The sequence below is a fragment of the Streptomyces sp. NPDC002867 genome, assembly GCF_053591895.1.
The window spans coordinates 164,432-177,856 of sequence record NZ_JBSFUR010000002.1 but is presented as its reverse complement, the minus strand read 5'-3'; the positions used below and the strand labels follow the sequence as shown (position 1 = coordinate 177,856).

Genomic DNA, 13,425 nt, shown 5'->3' with positions numbered 1-13,425 from the left:
CGCCGTCGGCCGTCAAGCCCTGCCCTAAGGTTATCCACACGGTTGTCCACAGCAGGGGAAAAGGTCAGACGATCTGTGGATAACTCTCCGGACGTTGACGCCGATGTGATTGCCTCGGCCGGGCCGGTGAAGCTGAAGGCCCCTCGTTCGGACCACGAAACCCCAGGTCAGTAACGAGGGGCACGCTTGTTCCCACAGCGTGCACAAGATCCGCCACACGCTGTGGACAACTTTGGGGAAAGATGCCGCCCCGGGTCAGGTGAGCGCGAGGGTCCGCGCCACGACGACCACGAGGGAGACGAGCAGGACGAGCGCACACACGCCGATCTGGACCGGGGTGCGCCGCTTGCCCTGCGGGGCGTGGACGAGCCCGTAGGCGATGGCCGCGCCTGCGATCAGACCACCGACGTGGGCCTGCCAGGCGATGCCCGGCCAGAAGAAGGTGATCACCAGGTTGATCGCCAGCAGGGCGACGACCGGGCGCATGTCGTACCGCAGCCGCCGCATGAGGACCATGGTGGCGCCGAGGAGGCCGAAGATCGCGCCGGAGGCCCCCAGCGAACCATGCCCGGGATCGGCCAGGAGATAGGTGAGGGCGCTGCCCGCCAGTCCCGAGATCAGGTACAGGGCCAGGTAGCGGGACCGGCCGAGAGCCTGCTCGAGCGGACCGCCCAGCCACCACAGGCCCAGCATGTTGAACGCGATGTGCCAGATCTCCTCGTGCAGGAACATCGAGGTCACGAGGCGGTACCACTCGCCCTCGGCGACACCCTCGCTGGAGAGGAACGGCGCGGGCGGCCACTGACCGACCAGGGCCAGCGCGTCCACCAGGCGGTCGTTCACCGCGCCCAGGACGAACACCACGAGGTTGATCGCCAGCAGCACCTTCGTCACCAGGCGCGGATCCGCCGTCACCGTCCCGCCCGCGATCGTCCGCGGCCGGTTCGCGTCAGGCGCGTGGCCCGTGCCCGACCCGGTGCGCACGCAGTCCGGGCACTGGAAGCCGACCGAAGCGCTGATCATGCAGTCCGTGCAGATCGGACGCTCGCAGCGGGTGCAGCGGATACCCGTCTCGCGGCCCGGGTGCCGGTAGCAGCCCGGCAGGCCATGGGTGTCCTTCGGCTCCTGCGGACTGCCTGGCGCCTGGTCCATGAGGTCCCCTCGTCTTCCGGGCTCGCGCGACACCGCCCTGTCCATCCTTACGGACGGACAGGGCGAAAAGGTTCCCGTACGGGAATCCCGCGGGATCAGCTCTCGCGCGTCTCCACGACGACCGACTCGATCACGACGTCGTTGAGCGGGCGGTCGGTGCGCGGGTTGGTCTGCGTGGCCGCGATGGCGTCCACGACCTTCTTGCCGGCTTCGGTCGCGACCTCGCCGAAGATGGTGTGCTTGCGCGTCAGCCACGCGGTCGGCGCCACGGTGATGAAGAACTGCGAGCCGTTGGTGCCCGGGCCGGCGTTGGCCATGGCCAGCAGGTACGGCTTGTCGAAGGCCAGCTCCGGGTGGAACTCGTCGGCGAACTCGTAGCCCGGGCCGCCGGTGCCGTTGCCCAGGGGATCACCGCCCTGGATCATGAAGCCGCTGATCACACGGTGGAAGACGGTCCCGTCGTACAGCTTGTCCGTGGACTTCTTGCCGGTACCCGGGTGGACCCATTCGCGCTCGCCCGTCGCGAGATCGACGAAGTTCTTCACCGTCTTGGGCGCGTGGTTCGGCAGGAGCCGGATCTCGATGTCGCCTTGGTTGGTCTTCAGGGTGGCGTAAAGCTGCTCGGCCACGGTCTGCCTTCCGTAAGTCTTCTCTGACCCCCCAGATCCTCGCACGGCGAGGCGGCGTACACGGAAAGGCAGCGGGGTAGCCGTCGCACAGGCGCTCTTCGACCCGACCACGAACACAGGCATGTGTCGTCCGCGAGGTCCCGACATGACCCGGATGCCCGCCCCGCATGCCGAGGGAGCGCTCAACAGGCATGATTTTCAATCGGGTGGAAAGGCGGAACTGTGCCCAACTGGGACAAACCCCAGGCCCACCAGAACGCCACCGAGGAGGAGGATCCCGTGACCCGCATGGACAGCGTGCGCGCCGCGACCGGTACGGCGAAGGAGAGCGTGCAGCACGCCGCGGAAGTGGTGGCGCCCTACGCCGGCACGGCCAAGGACCAGGCCGCGCTCTACGCGCGCGAAGCCCGCGTACGGCTCGCGCCAAAAGTCTCCAAGGCCGCTGCTCAGGCCCGTGTTCAGTACGGCGTACGTGTGGCGCCGCATGTGCCGCCAAAGATCGACAAGGCCGCGCACCGGGCTGCTGTACAGGCCCGGAGGGCCGCGCGTCAGGCGGCTGACTACACCGTTCCGCGTGTCGGGCACGCGGTGGCCGTCGCCCAGCCCGTGCGGGAGGAGGCCGCGGCCCGTTCTGCTGCCGCTCTGGCCGCTCTGCGCGGACAGGTGACGGTGAAGGAGATCCAGAAGCTTGTGAGGAAGCACGAGCGGCGCTCCAGGGCCGGACGTGTCTTCAAGGGTGTTGCACTGGCCGGCGTACTGGCCGGCGGCGCTTTCGCCGCCTGGAAGTGGTGGGACAAGCAGGCGAACCCGGACTGGCTGGTGGAACCGCCCGCCGCCACGGAGGTCTCCGACCGGGCACCGCTGTCATCCGTCGACGGCAGCACCACGTCCGATCTCGATCCCGAGGTCCGGATGAAGCAGGACGAGGCGGAGTCCTCGGACCGCGACGAGGGTCGCTGACCGTATTCCGTCCCTGTGGGCGATGGCGCCGGGAGAGAAGGACGCTCCCGGCGCCTCACGCCGCTACGGCGTAGGACGAACGGACCGGGGCGGCGGCCGGGGCGCCGGTCGCGGGGCGCGCGGCGAGCGCCGCGCGTGCCGTCCACCGGGATCCGGTCGGGTGCGCCGCGGCGGCGGGTGCGGCGGCGACGGCGGACGAGACGGCGGGGACAGCTGCCGGGGCATCGGCCTCGGCCATGTCGGCGGCGTCGGCTTCGAGCGCGGGCAGGTGCCTGGTGGCCGGGGAGGCGCCATGGGCCTCGGCGCCGATGCGCTGCTTCATCGTCGGCGGCAGCGACCGGTCCCGGGCCGTGGGCAGCCAGCGAGTCGTGGCCGCCCTCCTGCTCTGGGCCGGCAGGACGGCGCCGGAGACCTGCGGACGGGCCTTCACCGGCTCGTCGGGCGTCCGGACGGCGGGCTGCGACGCGGCAGCGGCGGCGGTGGTGAGCCCCACCGAGGCAAGCAGTGCGAAGAACGCGGTGACGAACGCGGTCCACAGATTCCTGACCTTGAAGGCGGCCATGACCCCTCGCTTTCGGGTTGAGCGCTTTACATACCTTTCTCATGATGTGTACGCATCTCGAGGAGTGTGGGAGCGACGCCGTTCCCGCGCAGTTCTTCGGATGAACACCACCCGTGTGGCCCCTCCCGCGACGCCGTGGGCAGGCCGCGCACGGGATGCGCGGCCTGCCGCGGTCGTGTAGCGCGTGTCCCTCAGGGGCTCCCCGCCCCCGTTTCCTGCCTGATCAGCGGGCCCCGCCCCCTGCCTGCCAGGGAGAGATGGGCCGGCCTCCGGCCGGCCGGTGAACGCGAGGCTGGGGGCACGCGCGCAGAGCGCCGTCTCGCGACGCTGGATGTCGCCGATGTCGTGGCACCAGAGCGTGGCCAAGAGGTTGTCGGTTCCCGTGACGGCCGCGACCGGGCGGCACTCGGGCAGCGCCGCGACGGTGCGGTGGACTCCGGCGATGTCGCAGCGGAAGGTGAGGACCTCGGCGTCCGTCGGACGGCGCAGCCGGCGGCGTACGGTCGCGGGGCTGATCCTGGTGCGCTGCGCGAGTTCGGACCAGCCCATTCGGCCGTCCGTGACGAGTTCGCCGGGCAGGGCCCGGTCGACGGGTCGAGTTCGAGCGTGCGCGCCGGCTCGCGCGCCGTCCGGGGCGAGCACGTCCCCCAGCAGATCGGCACTGCCGGGGACCGTCACCTCGACGGGGTCGCCGGACGACGTCCGCCTCGCTGACCCGCCGGAACCGCCGCACACCACGAAAAACTCCCCTGATCCGCGTTTCCGCAGGTCAGGGGAGTCTCGTGAGGTTGTGGAGCCTAGGGGAGTCGAACCCCTGACATCTGCCATGCAAAGACAGCGCTCTACCAACTGAGCTAAGGCCCCGGGAAAGGTGACCACGACCGAGAGGCACGCTCCTCGGTCACCGTCGCGCACCAGAGTACCGGGTCACCCCCGTGATTCTGCAAAAGGATTGGGACTCCCGATGGGACTCCCGGTCCGTGGACACGCTCCGTAAGATGCACCACGAGGTTCGCAGCAGCGAAGCCGCTTGGGGAAGCGATGGGGAGACGCAATGGACGCAGCGCAGCAGGAGACGACCGCAAGAGCCCGGGAACTGCAGCGCAGCTGGTACGGGGAGCCGCTGGGGGCGCTCTTCCGCAGGCTCATCGACGACCTCGGCCTCAACCAGGCGAGGCTCGCGGGCGTGCTCGGTCTGTCGGCTCCGATGCTCTCCCAGCTGATGAGCGGCCAGCGTGCCAAGATCGGCAACCCCGCTGTCGTCCAGCGCGTCCAGGCACTGCAGGAGCTGGCGAGCCAGGTGGCCGACGGCAGCGTGAGCGCCGTGGAGGCCACGGACCGGATGGAGGAGATCAAGAAGTCGCAGGGCGGCTCGGTCCTCACCGGCACCAGCCAGTCCACGGGCACGTCCGGGGCGCCGACCGTGCGCCGCGTCGTGCGTGAGATCCAGTCGCTGCTGCGCTCGGTCGCGGCGGCGGGCGACATCATCGATGCCGCGGACTCACTCGCCCCCGCCCACCCCGAACTGGCAGAGTTCCTCCGGGTGTACGGCGCCGGGCGCACCGCCGACGCGGTCGCCCACTACGAGTCGCACCAGAGCTGAACGAGGCGGACGCCGCCGCGAGGGAAACCGGGAGCTGGCGCAGCACAATGGGTGAGGTCTTCGCTGGTCGGTACGAACTGATCGACCCGATCGGACGCGGTGGTGTCGGAGCCGTCTGGCGCGCCTGGGACGACCGGCGCCGCCGCTATGTGGCGGCGAAGGTCCTGCAGCAGAGCGACGCCCACACTCTGCTCCGCTTCGTGCGCGAGCAGGCGCTGCGGATCGATCACCCGCACGTCCTCGCCCCGGCCAGCTGGGCCGCGGACGACGACAAGGTCCTGTTCACCATGGACCTGGTGAGCGGTGGGTCGCTGGCGCACGTCATCGGCGACTACGGCCCGCTGCCCCCGCGCTTCGTCTGCACCCTGCTCGATCAGCTGCTGTCCGGACTTGCCGCGGTGCACGCGGAGGGGGTCGTGCACCGCGACATCAAGCCGGCCAACATCCTGATGGAGGCCACCGGAACCGGCCGGCCGCACCTGCGGGTCTCCGACTTCGGCATCTCCATGCGCAAGGGCGAGCCGCGGCTGACCGAGACCAACTATGTGGTGGGAACGCCCGGTTACTTCGCGCCCGAGCAGATGATGGGCGCGGAGCCGGACTTCACCGCCGACCTGTTCGCCGTCGGTCTCGTCGGGCTGTATCTCCTGCAGGGCCGGAAGCCCGACTCCCAGGCGCTGATCGAGCACTTCGCCAACTACGGCACCCCGAGCGCCCCTCAGGGCATTCCCGAGCCGCTGTGGCAGGTGCTCGCCGGGCTGCTGCAACCCGATCCGCAGGCCCGCTTCCGCACGGCGACGGGTGCGCGCAAGGCGCTCACCGCCGCCGTGGAGATGCTGCCCGAGGCCGCGGCCGACGAGGAGCCGGTCGAGATCTTCGACCAACTCGGGCCGCTGCCGGCGGGCTTCGGCCCGGCAGGGCCGGAGCCGGTCCGGGACACGCCCCGGCAGGCGCCGCCCGCCACCCCTGCGCCGCAGTCCGCCTCGGAGACGGGCAGCTTCCACCTGGCCCCGCCTCCGCAGCAGCCCTCCCCCCAGCTGCCGCACGCGGTCCAGCCGGAGTCCACGCCGAGCCCGGTTCCCGCGGCCGCCCCCGCTCCGGCTCCGGCTCCCGCTCCCGCTCCCGTACCAGCGCATCGCCTCTCCCCCCATCACGCGCCGGCGCAGGAGCAGCTCTCCCAGGCCCTCACCGCTCCGGTGCCGTACGAACAGCCTTCCACCCGTGCTTACACCGCCCAGCGCCCGCAGGTCCCCGATGCCGCCGCACAGAAGCGGCCGGGACCGCCCCCGAAGGTCGCGGTCCCGGTTCTGATCGTCGCTTTGCTGTGCTTCGCCGTGGGCATCTGGGCGCTCACCCAGACCTGAGCCGACGTCGCCGCTCTTCCGCCTACCGGCCGGGCGGCGGTCCGTACTGCCCGTACCCGTAGCCCTGGCCGTGCGGCCCCTGCGGGGGCTGCGGCTGCGCGGGCGGATAGCCGTACCCGGGCGGCGGGCCGTACGCGGCCGCCGGCGCGTCCTGCGCCTGGACCGCCTGGGCCTGCTGCGGCGCCGGCACGTGCCCCTGTCCCTGCGCCGGGACGGTGGCTGGGCCCTCCTGCGCCCCGTCCCGGCGCCGTGCGAGCAGCGTCCATGCGCCGAGCCCGAGCACCAGGACGGTCCCCGCGCCGATGCCCGCCGCGGCGACGACCGCCATCGTGCCGCTCTTCTCCGCGGCGTCGGCGTTCTTGCCGCTGTCGGCAGCGGCCCGGTCGTCCTCGGTGACCTGGAAGTCGCCCGCCGGACCCTCGTAGGCGGGACCCGCCTCGGGCTGACCGGTCACGTTCACGCGCAGCGTCAGCGGGAACGGCTTGTCGCCGAACGCCTCCGACATCTCCGGGCTCAGCGTGACCGAGAGGTAGTACCAGCCGGCGAACCGCATGGCGGCCGCACTGGTGTCGGAGTCGTAGCGGTTCTTGTAGGCGACCGGCGGCAGCGGGTCGAGGGCCATGGCCTTCTGCTTGCCGTCGTAGTAGACACTGCTGTCCTCGTCCACCAGCCCGCGGGCGGGGTTGTACAGGGCCACCGCCATGGCGTTGCCGACGCTCTTCAGTCCGTCGCCCGAAGGACTGTTGCCGATGTCGGCGCTGACGAACAGTTGCTGCCCCCAGTCCACCGGCACCCGGTAGAAGAGGGTCCGGCCGGGCGCGATCTCGTCCTGCCACTCGCCCTGTTCGAGGCTGGTCGCGTCGTGGAAGCCGGTGCCTCCGGCCCGCTTCTGCGGACCGCCGCCCGGCACCGCGGGCGAGGCGGACGGCCAGTTCTCCGGCGCCGCCGTGGGCTCGGCCTCCTTCAGCCCGGACTCGGAGAGGAAACGGATCTCCACATCCCACGGCTCGGGTGTCGACGTGGCCTCGCTCGTACGCTCCAGGAGGACGTAGTACGCGCCGGCCTCCTGGCAGCTGCTGCTGTCCTTCTCGATCCGCCGGGTCGCGTAGTCGGCGACCGGGCGGGCGTACGTCGCCGATCCGAACGTGGCCTCGCCGTCGCTGCACTCGGAGCCCGACCGGTCCTCGATGCTGACTTCGAGCTTGTCGGCGTAGGCGACCTTCGTCCCCAGCCTGGGGACGGCCACGGCCGAGACATAGGCGTTGGACGTGGCGTCCAGGTCGATCCGGTAGTAGCGCTTCTCGCCCGGCTTGATGCTGTCCTTGTACGTGGAACCGGCGGTGAGTTCCGGGCCGTTGCTGTTGACGGGCGTGCCCTGGACGGGCTTCGCCTCGTCGTCGAACGTGTACGGGCTCGGTTCGCCCGCCGCCCACGCCTGCCCCGGCAGCGCCGCCACGGCGCACATCGCCGCCATCGCGGCCAGCGTCACCCGGCCCCTGCCGCGCTGCCTCTTCACGCGTATCTCCCTGTGGTCGATGAGTCCGACGAGCCCGCCGCCGGGCTCGGCCAACCGGACGGGCCGGTGGCCGCCGCGGTCCTGCGCCGCAGCAGGACGACCGCCACGGCCGCGATCAGACGGCGCCGCCGCCCCCCGCCGCGGCGATCGCGACGCCGGACCATCCTGCCCCGTCGGCGCCCGCGCTGTCTGCGCGCGCGGGTGAATCACCCTTCTTGTCCCCCTGTTCGCCCGGACCGCCCGCCGACACGGGGCGTCGTGCTGCGGCCCGGCCAGCCGATCGCCGAGGACGGCCACGCGCAGGACCACACCGATCCGCGGGTTCTCCGCGATCTCGGCGGCCTTCGCGCCGAGCGTCACGGCGATGCAGAAGCTTCCTGTCGTGTGCACGGGAAGCACGTTGGGGTGGCTCTCGTGGCGGTTGGTCCAGGCGACCGGGACCGTGCCCATCTCCAGCACCGCCGGGCGGCCGATGTAGACGGTCTGCGGGCTGAACTCCCCGGTGCCGCCGCCGACCGGCGCCCGGGCCGGGGTGAAGACCTGGGTGGCGCCGTACGACCAGACCGCCGACGAACCGTTCAGGGTCGGCTCGTTGGAGAACTTCACGTCGTAGCGCAGCTGCTGTCCCCAGCCCACGGGGACCTTGTACCAGAGCGTCTGCGAGGGGAGCAGCTCGTCCCGCCACACGCCCTGCCCGATCTCCTCGGCGTCGTTGAAGCCGGTTCCGCCACGCACGTCCTTCGGGTCACCGGTGGACAGCACCGCGTCCTTGCCGCCCTTTCCGTACTCCGGCCGCGACTGCGCGGGCGTCACGCCGGCGCCCAGCGGCCTCTCGACGCCGTAGGTGAGCTCCAGCGGCCAGCGGGCGGCGTCCGAGGCCGCCTTGCTCTTCCGTTCGACGACGAGCCAGTAGCGGCCCGCCTCGTCGCAGCTGCCGGAACCCTTGGAGCTGGGCACGCGTGCGACGGCCGACGTCAGCGGAGTCGCGCCCTCCTCCTGGAGGAAATGCTCGGTGCTCGACTCGCAGGCGCTGTCGGCGCCGTACGCGATCTCCGTGTGCAGCGCGTCGAAGGTGTCGACCGCGGCCCCCGGCTGCGGCACGGCCGTGGCGGAGAGGTCCACCGTCGACTCGGCGTCGAGATCGACGGCGTAGTACCGCTGTTCGCCGGGGTCGATGGTGTCCAGGTACTGACCGGGGCGGAGCACCGGGGCCGCGTCCCGCGCCGGCGTGCCGGCGACCGCTCGCCGTCGAAGCGGTAGCCGTCCGCCGACGACTGGGCGGAGCGCTGCAGCTGACGGGCGAGCGCGTCGGCGTCGGGGGCGTCGTGGTAACGGCCGTTCCCGGACCGGGCGATGCACTCCAGCTGCTCCCGTGCGGCACCGCGCACCTGGAAGCCGACGGTGTCGATCCGCAGCCCCACGCCGTCCCCGGCGAGCCGGCGGGCCACCTCGCAGGGCGGCGGAGTCCCGCAGCTGTCCTCGCCGTCCGAGACCAGCAGGATCGTGCGCGTGCCGACGGCACCGTCAGCGGGCTCGGCAAGGTCCTCGGCGGCCTTTCTGCAGCGACAGGCCGATGGGGTGTCCCCCTTGAGCCGCACGGCCTGTACGGCAGCGGCACCGCCGCCAGGGCCAGCAGTGCGGCGCCGACCGTCACCACCGCCGCCCGGCGGCTCTGTCGTGCTGTCACGCGCGTCCCCCTCCACAGCCTCGCGTTTGCTCTCGCAAGCTAGTGATTTGCTGAGGTGAACTCAAGGGCATTGCGTCACGGTCATGCAACAGCCCGCAGTCGGCCGCCGTCGTCGCACCGGCCCCCGAACAGCACGAAGCCCCGGCCGCTTCCGCGACCGGGGCCCATGATCCAAGGACTGCGTCTCACACACCCGAACCTGCGGGCACGGAGTCGGTCGCCTCCGTCCACAGATCCTGCTCGGCGCGATCCGCCTGGATCTGGCGGTACACGAGGAGCCCGCCGATGGCGGCCAGTGCGACCAGGAGAAGCTTCTTCACCGCGCGACCTCGTCTTTCCTTGACGTATGAGGACTTCTGGCGCCCGACTATACACACCGACCGATACCGATCGGTGACCTACCGGGCAGCCGCCGAGGCATTGCCCCGCCTCAACTGGGGGCAGCGACAAAGCGATCGGCCCGGCTCTCGCCGGGGCGCGCCGGTCACGGACCGTGCGGCCCCGCCGGACACGCCAAAGGCCCCCAGCCGGATCCGGCTGGGGGCCTTTGCACTGTGGGGCTAACAGGATTTGAACCTGTGGCCTCATCCTTATCAGGGATGCGCTCTAACCAACTGAGCTATAGCCCCTCCGCGCTGCGCGCTGACCTCTGAAGATTAGCGCACACGCGGTGCAGCGCCAAAATCGGATTCCGGGGACCCGGCTCCGGCACTACTCGTCCTCGGCGAGCGTGAGCTCCACACCGCCCACAAATCCGGCGGACAGGTTGTAGATGAAGGCCCCGAGGGTGGCCAGCGCTGTGGCGAGCACCACATCGATCACCGCGATGACCGAGGTGAAGATGAGCACGCGCGGCAGCGACAGGAACGACTGGAGATCGAAGCCGTTGCTCTCGTTGGAGCCGGTGGCCTCGCTGATCGTCCCGCCGACCGTCGAGAAGACGCCCATCGCGTCCATGACCATCCACAGCACCGCGGCCGCCACCACGGTGCAGATGCCCAGGGCGATGGAGAGCAGGAAGCTGACCTTCATCACCGACCACGGGTCGGCCTTCGCCACCCGCAGCCGCGCCTTGCGCGTACGCGGTGTCGTACTGGCACCCGTACGCGGCCGGCGCACCGCCGAAGCGGACTGGCCGCCCTGGGCGCCGCCCGGCGAGGGATACGCCTGCGGCGGGTGGTACGCCTGTCCCGGCTGGGCGGGAGCGGGCTGCTCGCCGCCGAACATCTGGTGAGGGGGCTGAGGCCCCCGGGTGTCCGTCACTGTGGCCCCCTGGGAGTCCGCGGCAGGGCCACGGGCACCGTTCGCTCCGGAAGCGGCCGCTCCGGCGCCCGTGGCTCCACTCACGCTCTACTCCTCGTGCTCCCCAGCCGAGGACGGAGTGCCCTCGGCTGCCGACTCGGCCGGCTCGTCGCCGTCCGCCTCGGTCCCGTCGACCTCTTCGGCCTCGCGACCTGCCTCGGCGTTGCGAGCGATCCCGACCACGGCATCGCGCTTGCCCAGGTTGATCAGTTGGACGCCCATGGTGTCACGGCCCGTCTCCCTGACTTCATTGACTCGCGTACGAATCACGCCGCCACCGAGCGTGATGGCGAGGATCTCGTCGGTCTCCTCGACCACCAGCGCGCCCACGAGCGATCCGCGGTCCTCCACGATCTTCGCGGCCTTGATACCGAGGCCGCCGCGACCCTGGACGCGGTACTCGTCGACGGCGGTCCGCTTCGCGTACCCGCCGTCGGTGGCGGTGAACACGAACGTACCGGGCCGGACGACATTCATCGAGAGCAGTTCGTCGCCCTCGCGGAAACTCATGCCCTTGACGCCGGAGGTCGCGCGTCCCATCGGGCGGAGCGCCTCGTCCGTCGCCGTGAACCGGATCGACTGCGCCTTCTTGCTGATGAGCAGCAGATCGTCCTCGGCGGACACCAGCTCGGCACCGATCAGTTCGTCGTCGGCACCGCTCTCGGTCTCCCGGAGGTTGATCGCGATGACACCGCCCGAACGCGGGGAGTCGTAGTCCTTCAGCGACGTCTTCTTCACCAGACCGGCCTTGGTGGCGAGCACCAGGTACGGCGCGGCCTCGTAGTCGCGGATCGCGAGGATCTCGGCGATCTGCTCGTCCGGCTGGAAGGCCAGCAGGTTGGCGACGTGCTGACCGCGCGCGTCACGGCCGGCGTCCGGCAGCTCGTACGCCTTGGCCCGGTAGACCCGGCCCTTGTTGGTGAAGAACAGCAGCCAGTGGTGGGTGGTGGAGACGAAGAAGTGGTCGACGATGTCGTCTTCCTTCAGCTTCGTGCCGCGCACGCCCTTGCCGCCGCGCTTCTGCGAGCGGTAGTCGTCGGTCTTCGTGCGCTTCACATAGCCGCCACGTGTGATCGTGACGACGATGTCCTCCTCGGCGATCAGGTCCTCCATGGACATGTCGCCGTCGAAGGGCACCAGCTTGGAGCGGCGGTCGTCGCCGAACTTGTCGACCAGCGCGGCCAGTTCCTCACTGATGATCCCGCGCTGCTTCTCCGGCGAGGCGAGGATCGTGTTGTACTCGTTGATCTTCGCCTGGAGTTCGTCGTGCTCCTGGATGATCTTCTGACGCTCCAGGGCGGCGAGCCGGCGCAGCTGCATCTCGAGGATCGCGTTGGCCTGGATCTCGTCGATCTCCAACAGGCCCATCAGGCCCTCGCGCGCCACCTCGACGGTGTCGCTGCGCCGGATCAGCGCGATGACCTCGTCGATCGCGTCGAGCGCCTTGAGCAGACCGCGCAGGATGTGCGCCCGCTCCTCGGCCTTGCGCAGGCGGAACCTGGTGCGCCGGACGATGACCTCGACCTGGTGCGTCACCCAGTGGCGGATGAACGCGTCCAGGGACAGCGTGCGCGGCACGCCGTCGACGAGGGCGAGCATGTTGGCGCCGAAGTTCGTCTGCAGGTCGGTGTGCTTGTACAGGTTGTTCAGCACGACCTTGGCGACCGCGTCGCGCTTCAGCACGATGACCAGGCGCTGGCCGGTCCGCGAGGACGTCTCGTCACGGACGTCCGCGATGCCGCCGATCTTGCCGTCCTTCACGAGGTCGGCGATCTTCTGCGCGAGGTTGTCCGGGTTCACCTGGTACGGGAGCTCCGTGACCACCAGGCACTGGCGGTTCTGGATCTCCTCGACCTCGACGACGGCCCGCATCGTGATGGAGCCGCGACCGGTGCGGTACGCCTCCTCGATGCCCTTGCGGCCGACGACCAGGGCCCCGGTCGGGAAGTCCGGGCCCTTGATCCGCTCGATCAGGGCGTCGAGCAGCTCCTCGTGCGTGGCCTCCGGGTGCTCCAGCGCCCACTGGGCACCGGCCGCGACCTCGCGCAGGTTGTGCGGCGGGATGTTGGTGGCCATACCGACGGCGATACCGGCGCTGCCGTTGATCAGCAGGTTCGGGAAGCGCGCCGGCAGGACCGTCGGCTCCTGGTTGCGGCCGTCGTAGTTGTCCTGGAAGTCGACGGTCTCCTCGTCGATGTCCCGGAGCATCTCCATGGCCAGCGGCATCATCTTGCACTCGGTGTACCGCATGGCCGCGGCCGGGTCGTTGCCCGGGGAACCGAAGTTGCCGTTGGAGTCCACCAGCGGCATGCGCATCGACCACGGCTGCGCCAGGCGGACCAGGGCGTCGTAGATCGAGGTGTCGCCGTGGGGGTGGTACGTACCCATGACGTCACCGACGACACGGGCGCACTTGTAGAAGCCCTTCTCGGGGCGGTAACCGCCGTCGTACATCGCGTACAGCACGCGGCGGTGGACGGGCTTGAGACCGTCCCGCACGTCGGGCAGCGCGCGCGACACGATGACGGACATCGCGTAGTCGAGGTAGGAGCGCTGCATCTCCGTCTCGAGCCCGACGGGCTCGACACGCATGGCGAGAGGCTCTTCCTCTTCGGTGGTGACAGGAGTGTTCTCGTCGGCCATTGCTGGT

General features: G+C 70.5%; 10 protein-coding genes, 2 tRNA genes and 1 pseudogene. 3 read left to right on the top strand and 10 right to left on the bottom strand.

Annotated elements, in window-relative coordinates:
• Positions 1-255 precede the first annotated feature (255 nt).
• Both ACWD0A_RS02375 and ACWD0A_RS02370 read right to left on the bottom strand, forming a co-directional pair.
• Entirely contained in the window at positions 256-1,152 is an 897-nt protein-coding gene (locus tag ACWD0A_RS02375; protein ID WP_451293789.1) for a rhomboid family intramembrane serine protease, read from the bottom strand.
• 95 nt (positions 1,153-1,247) lie between these two features.
• Positions 1,248-1,781 (bottom strand): peptidylprolyl isomerase, encoded by a 534-nt coding sequence (locus ACWD0A_RS02370; protein WP_451293787.1) that lies wholly within the window; start codon positions 1,779-1,781, stop codon positions 1,248-1,250.
• 279 nt (positions 1,782-2,060) lie between these two features.
• On the opposite strand from ACWD0A_RS02370, the gene ACWD0A_RS02365 reads away from it, so the two are divergent.
• Positions 2,061-2,741, top strand: coding sequence for a DUF5324 family protein (locus ACWD0A_RS02365; RefSeq protein ID WP_451294041.1), 681 nt, complete (start codon positions 2,061-2,063; stop codon positions 2,739-2,741).
• 205 nt (positions 2,742-2,946) lie between these two features.
• Here ACWD0A_RS02365 and ACWD0A_RS02360 read toward each other — a convergent pair.
• The 3 genes and pseudogenes from ACWD0A_RS02360 to ACWD0A_RS02350 all read right to left on the bottom strand — a co-directional run.
• Positions 2,947-3,303 (bottom strand): annotated as a pseudogene (locus tag ACWD0A_RS02360) (DUF6344 domain-containing protein); the annotation flags it as partial.
• Between the two features lie 39 nt (positions 3,304-3,342).
• Positions 3,343-4,131: an Lrp/AsnC family transcriptional regulator gene (locus tag ACWD0A_RS02355; protein WP_451294039.1), complete on the bottom strand. Its 789-nt coding sequence runs from the start codon at positions 4,129-4,131 to the stop codon at positions 3,343-3,345.
• Positions 4,095-4,167, bottom strand: a tRNA-Ala gene (locus tag ACWD0A_RS02350). Before ACWD0A_RS02350 ends, ACWD0A_RS02355 begins: the two co-directional genes overlap by 37 nt.
• A gap of 190 nt (positions 4,168-4,357) precedes the next feature.
• Here ACWD0A_RS02350 and ACWD0A_RS02345 point away from each other — a divergent pair.
• Together ACWD0A_RS02345 and ACWD0A_RS02340 are read left to right on the top strand one after the other, a co-directional pair.
• Positions 4,358-4,906, top strand: a complete 549-nt coding sequence (locus ACWD0A_RS02345) for a helix-turn-helix domain-containing protein (RefSeq protein ID WP_177149333.1) — start codon at positions 4,358-4,360, stop codon at positions 4,904-4,906.
• Between the two features lie 47 nt (positions 4,907-4,953).
• Complete coding sequence (locus tag ACWD0A_RS02340) at positions 4,954-6,270, top strand: serine/threonine protein kinase (RefSeq protein ID WP_451293785.1); 1,317 nt, start codon at positions 4,954-4,956, stop codon at positions 6,268-6,270.
• 22 nt (positions 6,271-6,292) lie between these two features.
• On the opposite strand, the gene ACWD0A_RS02335 is transcribed toward ACWD0A_RS02340, so the two are convergent.
• The 5 genes from ACWD0A_RS02335 to gyrA all read right to left on the bottom strand — a co-directional run bounded on the left by ACWD0A_RS02335 (position 6,293) and on the right by gyrA (position 13,418).
• Positions 6,293-7,786 (bottom strand): hypothetical protein, encoded by a 1,494-nt coding sequence (locus ACWD0A_RS02335; RefSeq protein ID WP_451294037.1) that lies wholly within the window; start codon positions 7,784-7,786, stop codon positions 6,293-6,295.
• A gap of 1,872 nt (positions 7,787-9,658) precedes the next feature.
• On the bottom strand, positions 9,659-9,793 hold the full coding sequence (locus ACWD0A_RS02330) for a DLW-39 family protein (RefSeq protein WP_003958712.1): 135 nt from the start codon (positions 9,791-9,793) through the stop codon (positions 9,659-9,661).
• Between the two features lie 235 nt (positions 9,794-10,028).
• A tRNA-Ile gene (locus ACWD0A_RS02325) sits at positions 10,029-10,102 on the bottom strand.
• Between the two features lie 82 nt (positions 10,103-10,184).
• The gene (locus ACWD0A_RS02320) at positions 10,185-10,820 is read right to left on the bottom strand and encodes a DUF3566 domain-containing protein (protein WP_373429308.1); all 636 of its coding nucleotides are present in this window, start codon (positions 10,818-10,820) and stop codon (positions 10,185-10,187) included.
• 3 nt (positions 10,821-10,823) lie between these two features.
• Positions 10,824-13,418 (bottom strand): DNA gyrase subunit A, encoded by a 2,595-nt coding sequence (gene gyrA / locus ACWD0A_RS02315; protein ID WP_451293783.1) that lies wholly within the window; start codon positions 13,416-13,418, stop codon positions 10,824-10,826.
• Positions 13,419-13,425: the final 7 nt, after the last annotated feature.